This is a genomic window from Acinetobacter terrae (genome assembly GCF_013004375.1).
Taxonomy (GTDB): Bacteria; Pseudomonadota; Gammaproteobacteria; order Pseudomonadales; family Moraxellaceae; genus Acinetobacter; species Acinetobacter terrae.
In genome coordinates this window covers 111,249-130,692 of record NZ_JABERI010000025.1, presented here as the reverse complement: position 1 = coordinate 130,692, position 19,444 = coordinate 111,249, and the positions used below count along the sequence as shown (strand labels likewise).

The following is a 19,444-nucleotide window of genomic DNA, read 5'->3' as shown; positions in this document are numbered from 1 at the left end:
CTGTACCTAGGTACAGACTTTATGCTAGCACAATTGAAGAATAAAACAGGTGAGTCTGATGAATGAGCAACAAAAATCTCCTTGCTGTAAAAAACAGGATTCAGCACTTGAATGGGTTAAAGTTGATCCAGTATGTGGGATGAATGTATCTGAAAATACAGCGCATTATTTTGAATATCAGGGGAAGAAATATTTATTCTGTTGCGATAGCTGCAAACTGAGTTTTGTTAGTAATCCTGAAAAATATCTGGCTAAAGAAAATAAATCAACTTCAGGTTGTGGCTGTGCAAGTAAAGCCAAAGTGGCAGCGCCATCATCTTCATGTTGTGGTAGTCAAAAAGCACAACAGCAGCAATATATCGATCCCGTCTGCGGCATGACAGTGACAGATTTATCAAAGCCGCATACTGACTATTTGGGGCAAACTTATTACTTTTGCGGTCAGGGCTGTTTAAATAAATTTCAGGCAAATCCTGAGCAGTATTTAGAAAAAGAAGCTGCGAAAACTTCGGGCTGCGGTTGTGCATCTAAATCCAAAGCAGATGAAAAAAAATCGTGTTGTGATGGAGCAGATCAAAAAAATGTGTATGAAAATACACAAACGCTCACAGATCCAGTCTGTGGCATGCAGGTTAAAACAGACTCTAAATTTCATGCGCAGTTTAAATCACAGGACTATTATTTCTGTTCTGAGAGTTGCCTGAATAAATTTAATCAGCAGCCTGAACAATATCTACAAATAAGTCAGAAAGCATCATCCTGTTGTGCTTCAACAGCAAAAGCGGCAGTTGAAGAAAAGAAATCCAGCTGTTGTGGCGGAACTCACCCTTCATCATCACATAGTTCGGAAATTGACCCTGTGTGTGGCATGTCGGTAGATACTTCAACCGATTTAAAAACAGATTATCAGGGCGAAACTTACTATTTCTGTAATCCATCCTGCCTGGAAAAATTTAAAGCCGATCCTGAATTTTATTTGATTCCTGTTGATCAGCGACCTATACCTGAGGGTGCAGCGGATATGGATTATACCTGTCCCATGGATCCTGAAATTGTGCAGAAGGGACCAGGTACCTGTCCGATCTGTGGTATGGCTTTAGAGCCGATGCAACCGACTTTAAATGATGCACCGAACCCTGAACTGGTCGATTTTAGTCATCGTTTCTGGATGACGTTGCCGCTTACTTTAATTGTATTTGTAATGGCCATGGGTTCGCATATTCATGCCTTTATTCCACAGCATATTCAGCCGTGGATTGAACTGGTGCTTTCTATTCCCGTCATCCTTTGGGCAGGGAAACCTTTTATCGAGCGTTGCTGGATCTCTTATAAAACCCGCAACCTGAACATGTGGAGTTTAATTGGTGTCGGGGTGCTGGCAGCCTTTATTTACAGTGTAATCGCAACCGTTTTTCCATCCCTGATTCCTATGCAGGCAAAAACAGGTCATGGTGTTGCCGTGTATTATGAAGCGGCTTGTATGATTGTGTCCTTGAGTTTGCTTGGGCAAATCATGGAGTTAAAAGCGCGTGCCAAAACCGCAGATGCGTTAAAATCACTGCTGAAACTGCAACCGCATACTGCAAAACTGGTACAGCATGATCGGGTGGTTGAAGTGGATATTGGTATGGTAAAACAGGGCGATATCCTGCAGATTTCTTCAGGTGATCAAATTCCACTGGATGGTGTTGTGGTGGAAGGTAAAACCTATGTCGATGAAGCGATGATGACGGGTGAACCTGTACCCGTTAAAAAAGAAGTCGATGATCGGGTGATTGGTGGCACAGTGAATCAGCAGGGTAGTATTCGCATTCAAACCACAGCAGTGGGTGCAAATACCACTTTAGCGAAAATGATTCAAACCGTAGCAGAAGCACAGCGTTCAAAAGCGCCGTTGCAACGTTTGGCTGATGTATTTGCCAAGTATTTTGTCATGATCGTCCTTGCAATTAGTGTGTTGACCTTTATTGCCTGGATGGTGTTTGGCGAAGCACAGTTTGATTTGGCACTCATGTGCGCCGTGGCTGTACTGATTATTGCTTGTCCATGTGCTTTAGGTCTGGCAACGCCAATGTCGGTCATGGCAACGACAGGTCGTGCGGCACAAAAAGGGGTGTTGTTTAAGGATGCTGAAGCGATTGAAGCCTTAAGCAAAGTCACTACCTTAATTATCGATAAAACCGGAACTTTGACCGAAGGTAAACCGAGCTTGAAAGAGATTAAATTGCTTTCAGAGCATGTTCAGCAAGCTCAGGTGGAACAATGGATTGCATCGATTGAACAATATTCAACCCATCCAATTGCACAAACTTTGACAAAGCTTGTTCCGAATAATCAACTGATTAAGGTCAATGATTTTGAAGATGTCACCGGCTTTGGGGTGAAAGGGCAGATTGAAAATCAAATATTGTATGTGGGTAGCCAAAAACTGATCGATCAACTGGGCTTAAAGTTAAATGAAACTATTCAAGCACAACTTGATCAGCAACGCTCTAAAGGCAACGTAATTAGTTTCTTGGCCAATGAGCAAGAAGTTTTGGCCTATATCTCGATTCATGACGCGATTAAACACAATGCGCATCAAGTGATTGATCAACTGATTTCCGATGGCATAGAAGTAGTCATGGCGACAGGTGATCATGAACAAAATGCAAAACTAATCGCTGCAGAACTGGGGATTCAGCATGTTTATGGCAACTGTACACCAACCGAAAAATTAGACATTGTGAAAAAATATCAGGCTCAAGGGAAAGTTGTGGCAATGGCAGGCGACGGTATTAACGACGCACCTGCGCTTGCACAAGCCAATGTCGGGATTGCAATGGGGAATGGTACCGATATTGCCAAGCAAACAGCCCAAGTCACCTTGGTTAAAGGGGATATTCGCGGTGTGGCTGATGCCATTCATATGGCGAAACTGGGCGTGAAAAACATGAAGCAGAACTTGGCATTTTCTTTTGTCTATAATGGGTTAGGCGTGCCAGTGGCTGCGGGAATTTTTTATCCGTTAACTGGTCTGTTATTGACACCGATGCTTGCAGCTGTAGCGATGTCACTCAGTTCTTTGTCAGTCGTGCTTAATGCCTTACGTTTGCAAAAGTCTGAATAGGACTGAAAAGCTAGGCATTTATTTATATAGCGTACCCAAGATGAAAATCTTGGGTATTTTTCATCTATTGTGTTGAAAGTTCAAGCTTTTGATTAGATATGTGCCATACTGCAGGCTCAAAAAATACTCAAAGGTTAAAATGCCCAATACAAATTCACTGGTAGCGATAGAACAAATTTATAATTTTTTAAAAGTAACTCCTGATTATAAGATGAATAACCAATTTGATAAGTTGAAAGATTTTTTCTTCGAACTTAATGATCATAACATTGGTGATTTTGAATCTTATAAACCATTTAAATTTACACTTAATTTTAATAAATCATGGATATTAATGGATGCTGTGGCAGCTCCAGATTTCAACAATAAAAAATTATTTCTAAATTGGGTCGTTGCAAGATTAAATATTATTGCTTAAAAAATATCTTTTAATGTTAATGATTTGACTTAATTTAACTCAATTATATTGTTTCAAATGCATGATAAAAACCCACATCAAGTGGGTTTTTTTGATTCAGAAATTAAATTATTTCGCAGTTGGCTATTTTTTCTCTGATTGTTCTTTTTGATCTGGCTGGTCTTTAGGCTTTGTTTGCTCTTCTTGAGCAGGCTTAGGAGACTGTTCATTGGTATTAGAATGCTGAGCAGTTTCATTAACTTTATTTGAAAATTGATTAAAAGAAGCTTTTTTAGTAGGTGCTGTATTGTTAACAAACATAGTTATTCTCTGTTTAATTGCCGAAGATTCGACTTGGTAAGAGTGACACATTAATCTAGTTACAATGAGATAGATTGGAGCGAGCTATGTAGGAATATGTACGATTAAAAATTTTATATCTTATTTATATTTCAAGATTTTTTATTATTAGTCTGCAGGTAAGTGATCTACCTCATTATGTGAAAATTCAGCATAATTATTTTATATTTTCTCGATACCCAATCTGTACAGTAATCTTTTGAGCTTAAATCATGAAATGGTTTTTAAAGGCAAAAAATCATAAAAAATTTAAAAATATCCCAATAAAGTGAGTGAAATAAAGAGCATTTAGAAAATTAGGGAATGATTTATTTTGAATGTGCTAATTAAGAATAAAGATAGATGGCTTTGAATTTAGCTGTATTTTTTTAAGTTATTATTTTTAAATTAAATAAACACTCCGAAGATGCCGCTGCATGTCATTACCCTTGAACCCTGAAGTTCAAGGTGGACGCGGCGTATACTTGCTGGGTTTCCTACTCGAAGGCAGGCATACACTCTAAATATACAGAACGCATCCGGGGGTGTAGATATCGGCTCAGGGGAATCTGACTCGCTGGCGAACATCTCAGAGATGCAGTAAGTATAACCAATAATCACGTATTGGCAAATCATCCGTGTGCAGGAACTGTAAACTTAGATTTCAACTGCCGATACTTTACCCAATTTTAACAAAAATTAAGCCAAATCATCCACATCTTCTAAAATGGTCGCGAGTAAGCGTTCGCAGTGAGCATACTCTTGTAATGATTTATTCATTGCCAGTACTTCTTGCATCAGCTCCAAAGCGACCATAATAATCAGTTTAGTCGGCTCTAGACGTGGGGCTTTACGACGGAAATCATCATATTTTTCATTTAATAATTCAGCTGCACGTTCCAAATCAGCTTTTTCAGTTTCGGTGGTGGCTAAACGAAAATTATGTCCCAATACACGCAATTCAACAGCAATTTGTTCACTCATGCTTAAATGTCCTCATTGGCTTCTGTTGGGTGAGCAAGTTGTTGAATTTCTTGCGCGTGCTGATCTTGAGCAGTCCCTAAAATAGACAAGCGCTGAATAATCGCTTCAACCTTGGCCTTGGCATGCTCATTTTTTTGTAACAATCTTTCTCGTTCCTGCTGCAAAGCTTGAATTTCCTGTTGAGCAAGACGCTGTTCATTTTGCATTTTTTCTTTAATGACACGTAATTCATTACGTTCAGCCAGAATTTCCTGAAAACGATTTTTAAGATCGGTACAACTTTTTTCCAAACGACTATAACGATCAGCCAAAGAAGTCGCATCCGTGTTCAATTGCTTGAACTGGGAGCGTGCATCGCTTAATTGCTCGCTAAGATCATCTATTTCTTCTTGTTTCTTGGTGATGATGCCGTTCTTTTGCACAATTTGGGCATGATGATGCTCGGCAGAATTTTCTTTTGCCGCGGTGAGTGCACTATTTTCACTTTCATAATGCGTAAGTCGCGTTTTTAAAACGCCAATATGCGCCTGTAGACGCTGTAATTCTTCTAACATATGGTAGTCGCACAGTATTGCAAACAAAGGTAATATATACGAAGTATAGAGATTGGATAAACGAATGCAAGACGATATTTCAGGTTGGTCGGAATGGCACCACAATTTTTCAAAAATTGAAGAGATTTCAAGCCCAAGTGAGTTACATGGATTACTTACGGGTATTGTTTGTGTTACTCAGGCACCCACCAGCGATGAATGGCAACAAATTTTAGCAACCCTTGAAATTCCGGCATTGGATGAACAAGTGCTGAATTTGCTCGCAGATGAAGCAGAAGATATTTCTCATGCTTTATCAGACGATGAACTGGACTATTTACCACTGCTTCCCGATGACGAACACGTTCTTGCGGATCGTGTACAAGCATTGGCAGATTGGTGTGCCGGGGTTGTACTTGGTTTCGGTTTGGCTTCAGGTCATATCCGTCCAGATGAAGTCGAATGGATTGAACATCTTCAAGATGTTGCAGCAGTCGAGTTTGAAGAATCTGACGATGATGAAGAGGGCGAAGCAAGCTATCAGGAACTGTATGAATTTGTGCGCTTGATTCCTGTTAGCCTGTCATTGGGACGCAAGAAAGTAGAAATTGCAGAAACCCCATTGCTGAAAAAACTTCAACCTCAATTGAAAAATACATCTTCACCAGATGCAAGCAGTGTTGTAGAAATGTTTACACCACATCGTCCGAGCTAATTCGGGCGATTCTGGTTCAACAACAGGCTATTTAAAAAGTTATAACCTCCACTCATAAAAGACAAAAGTAAACTTAATGATGAAACTGACTCAAGCAGATTTTCAGGAACGTCGCGACCGCCTGGCAGAAGAAATGGGTCCGCACAGTATTGCGATTATTGCCACCAGTCCGGTGGCTATGCGTAACCGTGATGCAGATTATAAATTTCGTGCGGACAGCAGCTTTTTCTACCTGACGGGATTTGCTGAACCTGAAGCAGTGGCTGTCATTGAGACGTTTGAGTCGATTGATGAAGGTTATACCTATAGCTTGTTTTGCCGCGAGCGTAACCGTGAAATGGAAATATGGAACGGTTACCGTGCCGGTGTAGATGGTGCAGTAGATGATTATGAGGCAGATGAAGCTTACGCGATCGATCTGTTAGATGAAGAAATTATCGAGAAATTGCTCGATAAACAGAAATTGTTCTATCGTATTGGTCAGCACGCTGATTTTGATGCGCGTGTGGCAAAGTGGATTGCTGAAGCAAATGGTGAATCACGTCGAGGTACCTCTGCACCTGCAAATGTGATTCAGCTGGATCGTATTTTAGATGAAATGCGTTTGCACAAATCCGAAAAAGAAATTAAGTTGATGCAACTTGCATCGAACATCAGTAGCGAAGCCCATACCCGTGCCATGCAAACTGTGCGTCCGGGCATGATGGAATATGCACTTGAAGCAGAAATCAATTATATCTTCGGTAAAAATGGTTGTGTGCCTGCCTATAACAGCATTGTTGGTGGCGGAGCAAATGCCTGCATTCTGCATTATGTGGAAAATGACAAAGCGCTAAACGATGGGGATTTAGTCCTGATTGATGCAGCATGTGAATATCAATTGTATGCATCGGATATCACCCGTACTTTTCCAGTCAATGGCAAATTTAGTCCTGAACAAAAAGCGTTATATGAACTTATTTTAAAAGCTCAACTTGCAGCGATTGATGCTGTACGTATCGGCAATTCATACAAGGAACCGCATCATGTTGCTGTTCGTATTATGGTTGAAGGTCTGGTTGAGCTTGGCTTAATGAAAGGCGACATTGAAGAAATTATCCGTACTGAATCTTTCCGTCAGTTCTATATGCATGGCACTGGTCACTGGTTGGGTATGGACGTGCATGATGTTGGTTCATATAAAATTGATGGTGAATGGCGCGCCTATGAAGAAGGTATGGTTGTCACCGTTGAGCCAGGTCTGTACATTGCACCAGATGATGAAACTGTAGATGCGAAATGGCGTGGTATTGGTATCCGTATTGAAGATGATGTGGTAGCCACTGAAAACGGCCCACTGGTACTCACCAAAGATGTTGTCAAAACAGTAGAAGATATTGAAGCGTTGATGGCGAAAGCGAAAGTAGCCTAAGCGATTTTTTAGTATTAAAAGCCGGTCAGATGACCGGCTTTTTTATTAAAGATGTAATATCCTTGGGGCAAGGCTTTTAGATGTTTCATTAGAAATCAACCTAATTCATGCAGTGAATGGATAGGATGCACGTGTTACTCGTCATAACGATTTTCCTAATAGATATGGTCATTTGAGACGTTTTAATTCTTCTGCGACGAGATTAAGGAAGAATTGCAAATATTTAATGCAACTCGAATTGATACTCATTGAAGACGAGAGGTGATTTAATTTACGTTGATCGCGAATAACTCAAATAAAACTAACCAAGTTAAAATTTAAATTCTATAACATCACACTAATTCAACATAGAAAATCGGTTTTTAGCATCAAAGCAACATATTAAACCTGCTTTTCTTCTCATACTTTCTCTGATCCTCAAATAAACTTAAAGAAGAGCGGGAGAAAAATTATGAGATTAAATACTCTAGACTGGATTGCTTATGCTTTAACCATTATTGGTGGCATCAACTGGGGCTTAATTGGTGCGTTTGACTTCAATTTGGTCGCTGCAATCTTTGGTGAAATGAGCACTCTATCTCGAATTGTTTATGTCTTGGTTGGTTTGTCTGCACTTTATTTGATCTATACAGGAACTAAATTAAGTAAATCAGTACATCATGAGCCTCAGACAAGAATTGTGCGTTAACAGACAACGATCGGAATACATCAACTTCAATCCTCATTAAGCCGATTTTTCCGTAATTTATATTATCGGCTTATTTTGCTGACCTCATTGATCTTATAAAAAACGGAGCTTAAGCTCCGTTTTTTTATGATGAGACATTGCAGTTCATATGTATTCTTGTTGAAAGTTTTTCATCAATAGAAAGTTGTAGAATCGAAATTTACCCGAACTTTCATATCATTTATAAGCCAAGCTCTAATTCATTATAAAAATGAAAATTTTTGAGCTAATATAAAATCAATCAAGATTATAAATATCTAGACGTTTTAGATATCGCATAGAAAGGATCAAAACATGCAGCAAGAAGTCATCATTGTTGGTGGTGGTATGGTGGGGCTAAGCCTCGCTTTGATGTTAGCCAAAGCAAATATTGCAGTCAAACTGCTCGAAGCCATCAAATACCCAAATTATGATGATGCCAATCTTGCCCCATATCACTCCAGTTTTGATGCGCGAAATAGTGCGTTATCACGTCGCAGTGTTCAAATCTATCAAGAACTCGGTTTGTGGAATGCGTTGCAAGAACACGCAACGCCAATTCTTGAAGTCCATATTACAGAGCAAGGCAGCTTTGGTAAGGCTCGACTAAAAGCTGAACAAGAAAAAGTCGAAAGCTTTGGTCAAGTCATTGAAAATGCCTGGCTCGGTCGTGTACTTCTAACGGAAGTTAGAAAACAGCCGCTGATTGAATTGATTGATGGTGTACAAGTCACTTCACTCACGCAAGATGCTGATCAAGCCCATATTGAAGCTGTACGCGGTGAAGAAATCTTATCTTTAAAATCCAAACTGGTGATCGCTGCCGATGGTCGTGATTCATTCTGCCGTAAAGCTTTAGGCATTGGGGCAGATGAACATGATTATGATCAAGTCGCGATTGTGACCACAGTACAAACATCGAAGCCACATCATCACGTCGGTTTTGAACGTTTTAGTCCGCTTGGGCCTTTGGCACTTTTACCTTTACCGGGTGAATATCGTCGTTCAGTAGTTTGGCCTGTGAAAAAAGGGACAGAGTATGAATGGCTCGGTGAAGAAAACGATCAACATTTCCTGGATGCCTTACAAGAAACTTACGGTGACCGAGCAGGCAAGTTCCAAAAAACCGGTCGCCGTTTTAGTTTCCCATTGTCCCAAGTCCTTGCCGAAAAACAGGCAGTCGGGCGTGTGGTATTGATGGGTAATGCTGCACATACCATTCACCCCGTTGCCGGGCAGGGCTTTAACCTGTGTATGCGTGATGCTTATGTGCTGGTTCGTACTCTGACAGAGCAATTATCTAAATCTGAAGATATTGGTGAACCAAGCATGTTGCTTGCTTACGAGCAGGCACGATTAACCGATCAACAACGTGTGATCAAGTTCTGTGACACTGTGGTACGTGGCTTTAGTAACCAAAACCCTGTGCTCAAACTGATCCGTAATACTGGATTACTTGCTTTTGACATGATTCCGGGCGGGAAGCCATTGGTGGCAAATTACGCAATGGGGCTAAAAGCATGAGTGATGTTCTAGATGTTGTTGTTATTGGCGGTGGCTTGGTGGGTGGTTTAACCGCATTGCTGCTTGCGCAAGGTGGTGTTCAGGCGACTGTACTCGATGCTGCACCTATTTTAGATGAACAAAAAGTTCTTTCTGTTGCAAATCCGCGTGTTTTGGCACTGAGCCAAGCCACCATTCATTTGCTTAAAACGGTGAATGTCTGGGAAAATCTTGCCCGTCAGATGCCCTATAGCGGCATGCAGGTGTGGAATAAAAATGGTTACGGTGAAATTAATTTTGGACAATCTAGCCAAAACACACCCAGTGCTGAACATACGTTAGGTTCGATGGTTGAGCCGAGTGTTTTGAATTTAGCCATTCAGCAAAAAATGCTGCAACAGCTGCAAGATTACCGCACTCAAGTCAAAGTCATACGCGTAGAACAAGGTGTCGGCGTTTGGCACATTCACTTGGCGGATGGTACAGCGCTTAAAACCAAACTGGTGATTGGTGCCGATGGCGCAAACTCATTTGTTCGGGAACAAGCCTTTATTGATCTGGATATCCTTGATTACAAGCAGGCAGGTTTGACTTGCGCCATTCGAACTGCACAGCCGCATCAGCATGTGGCACGTCAGATTTTCCTTGAAACCGGACCATTGGCATTTTTACCCATGGCCAGTTTAAAGCCGGAACAAGACGGCTATTGGCAATCGATTGTCTGGACATTGCCTGACGATTATGCAGAACAATATGCAGCTCTTGATGATACCGCTTTTACTGCACTTTTAACGCGTGAGAGTCATCACATGCTAGGTGAGGTATTAGAAGCTACACCACGGGCACAATTCCCGCTTAAAGCACGTGCTGCACAGCAATATGTGAAAGCGGGCTTAGCCCTGATTGGCGATGCTGCACATGTAATTCATCCGCTTGCTGGGCAAGGGGTAAATATTGGCTGTTTAGATGCTGCCATTTTATGTGATGCATTATTGCATGACAAAAAGCGTGGCGTATGGGCACATGAACAAACTTTACTGCGCTATGAACACCATCGCAAAGGACAGAATGATGCCATGATGCATAGCATGTCTGCGATTGGCTGGATGGAAACCACACAACTTTTCCCTGTAGTCTGGGCGCGAAATTTCGGCTTAAAACAAGTGGAGCAACACGCAGCCTTAAAAGATGCCTTTATGTCTCAAGCCAACGGATTACAGGTCTTAAAAGACACTTGTTATGCAGTTTGAGACTGAAAAGCTGATTTTTGTACAAATATTCATATAAGTTTACTTTTTTGATTAAAAAAGATACGTTTTTTTTGCATTTAACTCTATGCGAAACGATCAGAGATTGCTAAATTTCTTCCTAATTCAAAACCAATTCACATTGGAACTATAGAAGTCATTTGTGGGGAGAAATAGAGATGACAGATATGAATGACTACGATGAAGTAGAAGAAACTGCGGTAGATGAGGATGAAGCGAAGGCTGCTGAAAAAGGGGCATCTGCCAGTGAACCTGCGCTAACTGATAGCGATTTGGCTGAAGCAGAAACTTTAACCGTGACTGCTAAACTGAAACAGCGTCAAGCCTTGGAAGATGAAGTTGCTGCGTTCCTTGCACGTGGTGGTCGCATTGTTGAAGTCCCTGCGGATGAATCTGCAAAAGACTAATCCTGCCTTTGCTTGTTTTTTGTAAGGGATATAAAAAAGCATCACAGAAGTGATGCTTTTTTAGTTTTTACTGGCTCATTTTTAATCTTGATTGCTGAGTTCCAAAGCACGTTGATAGGCCACTTTCTTTTTGATGCCAGTCAAATCGGCTGCCAATTGCGAAGCTGCTTTTACCGAGAGATCTTGCAATAAACGAGTCAATAACTGATCCAGTTTTTCTTGATCTAAATCCTTTTCTACCGTTGCACCACCAATGACTAAAACAATTTCACCTTTTTGCTGGTTATGGTCAGATTCAATCAATTGAATCAACTCTGCCAAAGTCATTTTTTTGATGGTTTCAAAAGTTTTAGTGATTTCACGGGCAAAACCAACCGGACGGTCTGCACCAAAAATATCAGCCATATCTTTAACTGACTCTAAAATACGATGCGGTGCTTCATAAAAAATTAAAGTTTGAGTTTCATCTTTTAATTTTTCTAACTGAATTCGACGCTGAGATTGACGCGAAGGCAAAAAGCCTTGAAAGCTAAAACGGTCGCTCGGCAAACCGACAGAACTGAGTGCGGCAATCGCAGCACAAGCACCTGGTACAGGAACCACGCGAATATTATGCTCTTGTGCAGCACGAACCAGTTTAAAACCCGGGTCACTAATCAGCGGCGTACCTGCATCACTAATCAAGGCCATATTTTCGCCATTCAGCAATCTTTGGATCAATATATCAATTTTGTTACTTTCATTATGCTCATGACACGCAGTCAGGGGAGTTGATATATTATGGTGCTTTAATAATTGAGCGGAAGTACGCGTATCTTCTGCCGCGATAATACTTACAGACTTCAAAACATTAATTGCACGATAAGTGATGTCATCTAAGTGCCCAATTGGGGTCGCTACAACAAATAACTGAGCACTCATAAGGTTTCTCCAATGTTGAATAATAAAAATAATTTGATGGGCTTCATCCTGTATTGCATTTTTAACCAAGCACAAGCCGAAGTATTGGTCATTTTACCTGAATCGGGTCCTATGGCGCGAGCCGGATTGAGTGTCAAACAGGGTTTTATGAGTGCTTATCAAGCATCAGGTCAGAAAACTCCGATTAAATTTGTAAACTCGGATAAAAAACAAATTTCCCAGCTACTAAAAATAAATGTAAATAAAAAAACCCAAATGGTGATTGGGCCTTTAGCACGCAATGAGGTAGAAGGGTTAATTAAAAGCAAACCCAAAGTTCGTGTTTTGGCTTTAAATGAAGTGACTGATCAATCGGATAATGTCTGGCAATTCAGTCTATCCAAGAAAGATGATGCTTATGCGCTGAATCAAATTTTGCAGAAAGACAAAATTAAACAACTTTATGTTTTTCGCCAACCGGGAACAGAAGTCGACAGTGAACTTTTTCTCATGTCTTTAGTTTCACAAATTGATTATCCCTTAATTCTTGTCGAGGAAATACCTGAAAAGTTGAATAAACAAAGCAGTTTATTACTGCTTGGAAATAACGAATGGCTCAATAGTCTGGCTAAGCTGCCGAGTAAAAATGTTTATGTATTAGCGAATGCCATTGAACAGCATCAACCGATTCCCAAAGGTGCGAGGTTTTGTGATGCACCCGCTTTATATGATCCGGGATGGTCAGATGTGATTAAAGCCTATCAACACAATCCTGTTTCCATGCCGTATCAACGACTATTGGCCTTTGGCGGTGATACCTGGCATATTGCTCAACAATATTTAGATGAACCGAATTTAAAAAGTATTGAATTTGAGGGGCGTACAGGGTTGATTAAAATCAGCAATAATCATATTCAGCGTATTCCACATTGCTATGAAAATACTAGAAAAGGCATTAAGAGCTTGTAATGGAAAAGAATATGCAAGCAAATTTAAATTTAGGACAATGGGCAGAACAACAGGCCTTAGCACTTTTACAAGCTCAAGATTTTGCGCTTATTGTCACGAATTATCATTGTCGATATGGGGAAATTGATCTGATTGTCCAAAAGGATCAAGAATTGATATTTGTGGAGGTGAAAGCACGCTCTGCGACTCAATATGCACAATCATGTGAAACGATTTCATTATCTAAACAAAAGAAGATTATGAAATCTGCTTTATGCTTTTTAAATACTCATCCACAATTCCAACAGTTTTATTGTCGTTTTGATGTGATTTGTTTTGATTTTTTTCAACAATTTGCAAAAACAATACAGCAAGATTTTTCTAAATTCACTTATGATCAACAATGGATTGAAAATGCTTTTACTTTTGAGCAAGAGTTTATTAATCTTTGAACAAAATCAGAGCATAAATGCTGAAATAAAATAGAATTGAAATTAACGATTAGGAGTCTTGCTGAGTGTTTAACCGTATTGCAATGACGTTACTGTGTGTAGCAAGTTTATCTGGTTGTGCAAGTTTCATCTCTGGTGGCACAGGATCAGCCCCAGTAGGAACAGAGAGTGGTGCTCGTTCACTTGGACAGGTGTTTATTGACTCTTCTATAGAACGTACCGCTAAAATTAATTTATATAAATTAGATACACGATTTAAACAATCTCGTGTCAATATTGAAAGTTTTCATGGCAATGTCTTATTGACCGGCCAAGTGCCAGATGCACATTTAAAGCAATTGGCTGAAGATAATGTGCGTGCCATGAGCGATGTCAAAACTGTACATAATTATATTAAAGTGGGTAACCAAATCGGTTATGCCACCATTATGCAAGATACCACGGTCACAGCGAACACGCGTGGGCTGGTGATGAAAGCCGTCGTAGTATCAGATAGTAAAGTCCGCATTCATACTGAAGATGGCATTTTATATGTGATGGGGCGTTTAAATAGTGCCGAGATTAAAGATCTGAATCAGGTGCTTGAGCAAGTCGGTAATGTCACTAAAATCATTACCCTGATTGATAATGTTGAACAATCACGTGCAGTGACTTCAAGTTTTAGCAGTCCTGTGGTGTATGCACAACCGATTGAACAAACGCCTGTAGCCATTGATCCTGACCAAGCTGAACCTACGAATGCTCAATAATGTAACTCAAGTGGTCAAAAAGAAACTGCAACAAAATGTCGCATTGGTGAAAATGTTTTACAAGGATTTTCGCCTTTACGATTTTGGTAGTTATGCCCTGAATCGTTTAACCCCTAAAAAAGGTTATTCAGTCGTTGAAAACATTGCTTATGGCTTAAGAGCACGGCAACGCCTGGATATTTTTACTGCCGAAACTCCACGTGAACAGCGTCCCTTAATTGTATTTGTACATGGCGGGGCGTGGTTACATGGAGATAAAAAAGATTATCGCTTTGTCGGTGAAGCCTTTGCTAAAGAGGGTTATGACGTTGCGGTGATCAATTATCATCTTGCACCCGAACATGTATTTCCCAGTTATATTGATGACCTGAGCCTGGCCTTAAACTATCTGACCCAGCATCAATCTAGACTGAATATACGCACTGAAAAAATCGTGTTGATGGGGCATTCGGCCGGTGCATTTAATGTCATGTCGGCTTTGTATCATCCGAAGCCGTATACCTTAAACTGCCGTGCCCAAATTCAAGCGATTATTGGATTATCTGGACCTTATCATTTTGATTATAAAGATGATCCATTATGTGCCGATGCATTTGATCAGAGCGTCCCTTATCAACATGTGATGCCATATTATTTTATTGAATCGAATACGGTGAAGCATTACCTGTTCTTGGCATCGAATGATCAAGTGGTGGGTCATAATAATTCAGAAGATTTGCATCGTATTTTGCAGGAAAAGGGCAATCATAGCCAGATAATTACCATTCCGGGTACAGGACATGTTTCCATTATGGGTTCGGTTTCGAGTTTGTTTAGTCGCTATTTCCAGACCAAGAAACAAATTTTAACGGTTTTAGATGAAGCCTTAAAACCTTAGCTTATAACCATTCACGGGTGTCATCTGCAACAGGATGACCTTCGGTAATGTGTTTAATCATGGCGTATGCAATGCTGCCTTTAAAAGGAATTTCGGGCAGTTGATCCAATTTAAAAAATTGTGCATCGCTAATTTCTTCTTCTTGAAGTTTGATTTCTCCAGAAGCATATTCAGCACGGAAAGCGAGCATTAAATTACTCGGAAAAGGCCAGGGCTGACTGGCAAGATATTGCACATTTTTGACTTTTAATCCGACTTCCTCGAACGTCTCGCGGCGTACTGCTTCTTCTAAGGTTTCTCCAACTTCGACAAAACCGGCAATCAGTCCATACATATTGGTTTTGTTTTTCGCATTTTTAGCCAGCAGGATTTCATCATCACCGCGTGTGATTACGGTGATCACGCAAGGTTGTACTCGCGGATATTGGTGATAACGACAAGCAGGGCAAATCATGGCATATTCAGTTGGATGTGCTTCCGTCTGATGCCCACAGTGACTACAGAATTTATGGTTTTTACGCCATTCCAAAAGTTGAATTGCGCGACTGGCATGCTCGAATTGCCTTGTATCCCAAAGCGTCAATAACTGACGGATAGGAACCAATTGTAAGCCTTGAGGAATAGGTTCGTCTTCGAGAAGATCACGGGCAACCACTTGATCACCCGTGTTGAAGTGAAGATCACTTGCCAAACGTTCTACTTGAGGCAGTTGAAAATTTTCATCCACTAACAGTTGATGTTGATGAAAGATATAAGCAAGTGATAATTCAGACATTAGGCAACAGTTTTCAGTTTTTCGCTACTTTGCAATGCTACATTAAACATCGACTGCAATACAGGTTGTTTGTATTTTAAATTGTCGATCATCATATCGGCACTGGCTAAAGTATCGAGGGTGTGGTTGATTTGTTCAGCATTAATCACTGTTGAACTTTCAACTTGCTGCTGAATAAAGTCTGCTGCGGTTTTTAACGCGGTTTGACCTGCTTCAGCATTTAAGAACAACAGTGCACCACCAATTTCACGTAATTGGGTCGGCAAATTCTCTACAGTTGCCAGATTGCTGTCTTGCAAATATTGCATTAAAGTTTGGTTAGAAAGGTCAATTACCGCTTTAGTTTCATTGAGCAAAGCAGCATGGGCTTCGTCAAGACGGTCTAAAGAGATATTCATGTTATGCACACGAAGCTGTAAACGGCTTGAGGTGTGATGACGTTCCAGTACGCCAATTGAATTCATTGCAGATAGAATACAATTCATCAATTGCTGTGCAAAACCTTCATCTTTCAGCACTTCAGCACTGCTGAGCAAACTTGCCTGACGCGACAAGTCATTAAAGGCTTCATTCAGATTTAACACTTTGAAAATATTAGCAAGACTGCTTAATTTGTCTTGTAACTCTCGTGTTTTTTCCGGGGTCATATTTTGATAATTGTATTCGATGTCGTTACGAATTTGTGTCATTTCAGTGGTCACAAGTTCACTAATCGTATGCATGGTATCAAAATCGGGGCCATAAAGATGACGGCTGAATACTTGTAATTGCGTATCGGTCAGATGGTCTTCACCCAGATTTAGCTGGTTGCGGATATGTTGTGCAGTCTCATCTTCCTGGCTAATACACAAACTTAAAATATTGGCTAAATCGGCCAAGCTTGGTTTGAAACGATCCGGGGTGTTGAAATATTGCGCCATATTGCGTTCAATGCTGACTAATGTGCGTAAACGCGGATCATTCAGAAGCAAGTGGTCAATCTGGTCAAATGCAACATGCACCAGATTCCAATATTGCTTGCTTGGCGTATTTTCAGCAAGACCGGCTAAATATGCACCGACCAATTTAATCGCTTGAAGATCAAATTCGGTTTCTTCCTGCTTAATCAGCTTGTTTAAAGACAGTTTATACAGGCGATGCACATATTTAGATTTCTCTAAACTCGGTGCTTTAGGAAGCTTAAAATCAGGGGTAATACTGTCAATTAACGACTCAATATGCTGACCTTCATGAGTAATCGGCTTGCCTAATACAATCTCAAGACGATTCAGCGTATCGAGCAAGAATTGCGGAATCTTCACTTCACGCAAGCAAATAAATTCGATATAACGCTTCATCATGGTGGTGCCTTCACTTAAGGCAATCACTTCTTGGGTGTTGATTTGCGCAGGATTCCCCATGATTTTGCGCATTAACTCAGCAGAATACTGAGCGATTTTAGCCAAGCTTTGCATATCAATAAGTGCCAGTACTTGGGCACATTGCTCAAATTGATTCAGTGCATCATCAATACCAAAAGGTAACGTTTGATCTTCTGCTAAGCTGCTAACCGCTGATTCGACTAGTTTAATTGAGTTATCAACCTCATTTTTTATTATCAGCAATGCAGTTGGGTCAAAATGAATAGAGGTTTGGTAAGACATGTATCTGCACCTATCCTAGTGTTTATCTGTTTATGAGCAGCCCGTTAAAGGCGAAACTTCTTTACATTCAACTATAACTTAACTGTTAAATGTTTAAATACAAAAAACCACTAGAAATGTAGATTTTATTTCGCAAAAAGACAAGCTGTTCCATGTTTTTCTTCAAATTGTTTGACCCAGGTCTCATGTGCTTGAAGTTCCTGTTCTGAAGGTAAAATGACAGGCAGCTCGATTTGTACACTTAAACGCGCAGTCTGCGCCTCTTGTTGCTCACTCTCGCTCAAGGTATCCATGTCGAAGGAAACTTGACCACCGGTCATGGCTAAATAGACATCTGCCAGAATTTCAGCATCGAGTAAGGCACCATGGAAAGTACGGTCTCGTTGCGGAATTTCATAACGGCGCACCAAAGCATCAAGGGAGTTTTTCTGCCCTGGATGTTTGCTTTTCGCCATGGCCAAGGTATCGGTAACCTCACACACCTCGGATAAAGCCACAAAGCCCGCACGTTTGAACTCCATGTTTAAGAAGTTCATGTCGAAAGTGGCATTATGCGCAATAATTTCTGCGCCTTTTAAATATTCAAACAGCACATCGGCAATTTCTGCATAAACCGGTTTGTCTTGCAAGAAGGCATCTGAAATACCATGAATATTTTCAGAATCACCGACCGGTTTTTTCGGATTGATATAAATGTGAATGGAGCTACCGGTCAGTTTACGGTTCACCATTTCAAGCGCACCGACCTCAATAATCCGGTCAGTGTCCTGGAAATAGAACCCGGTGGTTTCGGTATCCAGAATCAGTTGGCGCGGACCATGAACTTGCTTGGTTCGCGGTGTAATTACAATATGTGGATGCTCTACATTTAATAGAGCGGGAGCAACATCCTCTACAATTTCATCTTGAACTTCAGCTTCGTCATTCATATCTTCAGACTGAATCATTTCTTGTGCTAAGTTTTCTAAAGCTTCGGTGTCATCCTGCACATCAGATTCCATTAAGTCGAAACCAAAAGGATCATCTAGCAACCAGTCCTTTTCCACTTTTTTTTTATCTAAAACCACAACTTCTGCTAATGGTTTTTCTGCTTTTGATGATGAATTTTTCATGTTGGTTAAGGTTTGATCTGCACCCAGGTTGGCGAGTTGATCGGCCATTTCATTGCCAGGATGTCCAGAATGACCTCTAATCCAGTTCCATTCAATTTCGCGGCCTTGGCAGGTTGCATCCAGAAGTTTCCACAGGTCTGGGTTTTTAACATCTTTCCAGTTTTTCTTTTTCCAGCCATGAATCCACTCGGTAATACCTTGTTTCACGTAATTGGAATCTGTCCAGATAATCAGTTTGGCATCGGTGGGGCAGAATTTAATGCCTTCAATTGCCGCGGTGAGTTCCATGCGGTTATTGGTGGTTTCAGGGACACCACCATACAGCTTATGCTCTTCGGACTCAGTAATGACATATGCACCCCAACCGCCTAAACCTGGATTGCCGCGACAAGCGCCATCGACATAGAGTGTGATTGTTTGAGCCATATAAACCAAATCCGAACGAGTGAGAGTTAAATTGAAGCATGTGAATGGTGTATTGTATAACGCAATTGCACTTTTGCAGTGTATAACATGCTTATTTTTTAATTTCTTGTAACATTTACAGTGAAATCGCGCTAAATTAATATCTTGTGTCGACGACATGCTTCACTACAATGGCATATCTAAAAAATAA

The 19,444-nt window shown here is 40.6% G+C and carries 19 protein-coding genes and 1 other RNA gene; 12 read left to right on the top strand and 8 right to left on the bottom strand.

Annotated features, from left to right (window positions below; genetic code table 11):
* The first annotated feature begins 58 nt into the window (after nt 1-58).
* Nucleotides 59-3,109 carry a heavy metal translocating P-type ATPase gene (locus HLH14_RS10965; RefSeq protein ID WP_228139731.1) on the top strand — a complete coding sequence of 1,017 codons (3,051 nt, stop codon included), beginning with the start codon at nt 59-61 and terminating at the stop codon, nt 3,107-3,109.
* Between the two features lie 139 nt (nt 3,110-3,248).
* The gene (locus tag HLH14_RS10960; protein WP_067724072.1) at nt 3,249-3,527 is read left to right on the top strand and encodes a hypothetical protein; all 279 of its coding nucleotides are present in this window, start codon (nt 3,249-3,251) and stop codon (nt 3,525-3,527) included.
* Between the two features lie 123 nt (nt 3,528-3,650).
* On the opposite strand, the gene HLH14_RS10955 is transcribed toward HLH14_RS10960, so the two are convergent.
* The 4 genes from HLH14_RS10955 to HLH14_RS10940 form a co-directional block, all read right to left on the bottom strand.
* Nucleotides 3,651-3,827 carry a hypothetical protein gene (locus tag HLH14_RS10955; RefSeq protein ID WP_155859807.1) on the bottom strand — a complete coding sequence of 59 codons (177 nt, stop codon included), beginning with the start codon at nt 3,825-3,827 and terminating at the stop codon, nt 3,651-3,653.
* Nucleotides 3,828-4,260: 433 nt separating this feature from the next.
* Nucleotides 4,261-4,444, bottom strand: a non-coding RNA gene (ssrS, locus tag HLH14_RS10950) — 6S RNA.
* A gap of 100 nt (nt 4,445-4,544) precedes the next feature.
* Nucleotides 4,545-4,829 carry a cell division protein ZapA gene (locus HLH14_RS10945; RefSeq protein ID WP_067724073.1) on the bottom strand — a complete coding sequence of 95 codons (285 nt, stop codon included), beginning with the start codon at nt 4,827-4,829 and terminating at the stop codon, nt 4,545-4,547.
* A 2-nt stretch (nt 4,830-4,831) separates the two neighbouring features.
* Nucleotides 4,832-5,383: a hypothetical protein gene (locus HLH14_RS10940; RefSeq protein WP_067724074.1), complete on the bottom strand. Its 552-nt coding sequence runs from the start codon at nt 5,381-5,383 to the stop codon at nt 4,832-4,834.
* A gap of 64 nt (nt 5,384-5,447) precedes the next feature.
* Between HLH14_RS10940 and HLH14_RS10935 the strand changes: the two genes are divergently transcribed.
* From HLH14_RS10935 to HLH14_RS10910, 6 genes are all read left to right on the top strand, one after another.
* The gene (locus tag HLH14_RS10935; protein ID WP_067724075.1) at nt 5,448-6,077 is read left to right on the top strand and encodes a UPF0149 family protein; all 630 of its coding nucleotides are present in this window, start codon (nt 5,448-5,450) and stop codon (nt 6,075-6,077) included.
* Between the two features lie 79 nt (nt 6,078-6,156).
* Nucleotides 6,157-7,488: a Xaa-Pro aminopeptidase gene (gene pepP / locus HLH14_RS10930; RefSeq protein ID WP_171255178.1), complete on the top strand. Its 1,332-nt coding sequence runs from the start codon at nt 6,157-6,159 to the stop codon at nt 7,486-7,488.
* A 451-nt stretch (nt 7,489-7,939) separates the two neighbouring features.
* Nucleotides 7,940-8,176, top strand: a complete 237-nt coding sequence (locus tag HLH14_RS10925; protein ID WP_067724077.1) for a DUF378 domain-containing protein — start codon at nt 7,940-7,942, stop codon at nt 8,174-8,176.
* Between the two features lie 333 nt (nt 8,177-8,509).
* The gene (gene ubiH / locus HLH14_RS10920) at nt 8,510-9,718 is read left to right on the top strand and encodes a 2-octaprenyl-6-methoxyphenyl hydroxylase (protein WP_171533078.1); all 1,209 of its coding nucleotides are present in this window, start codon (nt 8,510-8,512) and stop codon (nt 9,716-9,718) included.
* On the top strand, nt 9,715-10,947 hold the full coding sequence (locus HLH14_RS10915; RefSeq protein WP_067724079.1) for an FAD-dependent monooxygenase: 1,233 nt from the start codon (nt 9,715-9,717) through the stop codon (nt 10,945-10,947). Before ubiH ends, HLH14_RS10915 begins: the two co-directional genes overlap by 4 nt.
* Before the next feature lie 176 nt (nt 10,948-11,123).
* A complete protein-coding gene (locus HLH14_RS10910; protein WP_067724080.1) occupies nt 11,124-11,372 on the top strand; it encodes a hypothetical protein in 249 nt (82 codons plus the stop codon).
* An 81-nt stretch (nt 11,373-11,453) separates the two neighbouring features.
* On the opposite strand, the gene rsmI is transcribed toward HLH14_RS10910, so the two are convergent.
* A complete protein-coding gene (rsmI, locus tag HLH14_RS10905; protein ID WP_067724081.1) occupies nt 11,454-12,293 on the bottom strand; it encodes a 16S rRNA (cytidine(1402)-2'-O)-methyltransferase in 840 nt (279 codons plus the stop codon).
* A 12-nt stretch (nt 12,294-12,305) separates the two neighbouring features.
* On the opposite strand from rsmI, the gene HLH14_RS10900 reads away from it, so the two are divergent.
* From HLH14_RS10900 to HLH14_RS10885, 4 genes are all read left to right on the top strand, one after another.
* Nucleotides 12,306-13,241: a penicillin-binding protein activator gene (locus HLH14_RS10900; protein WP_067724082.1), complete on the top strand. Its 936-nt coding sequence runs from the start codon at nt 12,306-12,308 to the stop codon at nt 13,239-13,241.
* An 11-nt stretch (nt 13,242-13,252) separates the two neighbouring features.
* On the top strand, nt 13,253-13,672 hold the full coding sequence (locus HLH14_RS10895; RefSeq protein WP_067724206.1) for a YraN family protein: 420 nt from the start codon (nt 13,253-13,255) through the stop codon (nt 13,670-13,672).
* Nucleotides 13,673-13,737: 65 nt separating this feature from the next.
* Nucleotides 13,738-14,421 carry a BON domain-containing protein gene (locus HLH14_RS10890; RefSeq protein WP_067724083.1) on the top strand — a complete coding sequence of 228 codons (684 nt, stop codon included), beginning with the start codon at nt 13,738-13,740 and terminating at the stop codon, nt 14,419-14,421.
* Nucleotides 14,411-15,298 carry an alpha/beta hydrolase gene (locus tag HLH14_RS10885; protein ID WP_067724084.1) on the top strand — a complete coding sequence of 296 codons (888 nt, stop codon included), beginning with the start codon at nt 14,411-14,413 and terminating at the stop codon, nt 15,296-15,298. Before HLH14_RS10890 ends, HLH14_RS10885 begins: the two co-directional genes overlap by 11 nt.
* 1 nt (nt 15,299) lies before the next feature.
* On the opposite strand, the gene nudC is transcribed toward HLH14_RS10885, so the two are convergent.
* The 3 genes from nudC to dnaQ all read right to left on the bottom strand — a co-directional run bounded on the left by nudC (nt 15,300) and on the right by dnaQ (nt 19,254).
* The gene (nudC, locus tag HLH14_RS10880; RefSeq protein ID WP_067724085.1) at nt 15,300-16,073 is read right to left on the bottom strand and encodes an NAD(+) diphosphatase; all 774 of its coding nucleotides are present in this window, start codon (nt 16,071-16,073) and stop codon (nt 15,300-15,302) included.
* Nucleotides 16,073-17,716, bottom strand: coding sequence for a chemotaxis protein (locus tag HLH14_RS10875; protein WP_131270222.1), 1,644 nt, complete (start codon nt 17,714-17,716; stop codon nt 16,073-16,075). The genes nudC and HLH14_RS10875 overlap by 1 nt, the downstream gene beginning before the upstream one ends.
* 125 nt (nt 17,717-17,841) lie before the next feature.
* Nucleotides 17,842-19,254, bottom strand: coding sequence for a DNA polymerase III subunit epsilon (dnaQ, locus tag HLH14_RS10870; protein ID WP_067724087.1), 1,413 nt, complete (start codon nt 19,252-19,254; stop codon nt 17,842-17,844).
* Between the last annotated feature and the right edge of the window lie 190 nt (nt 19,255-19,444).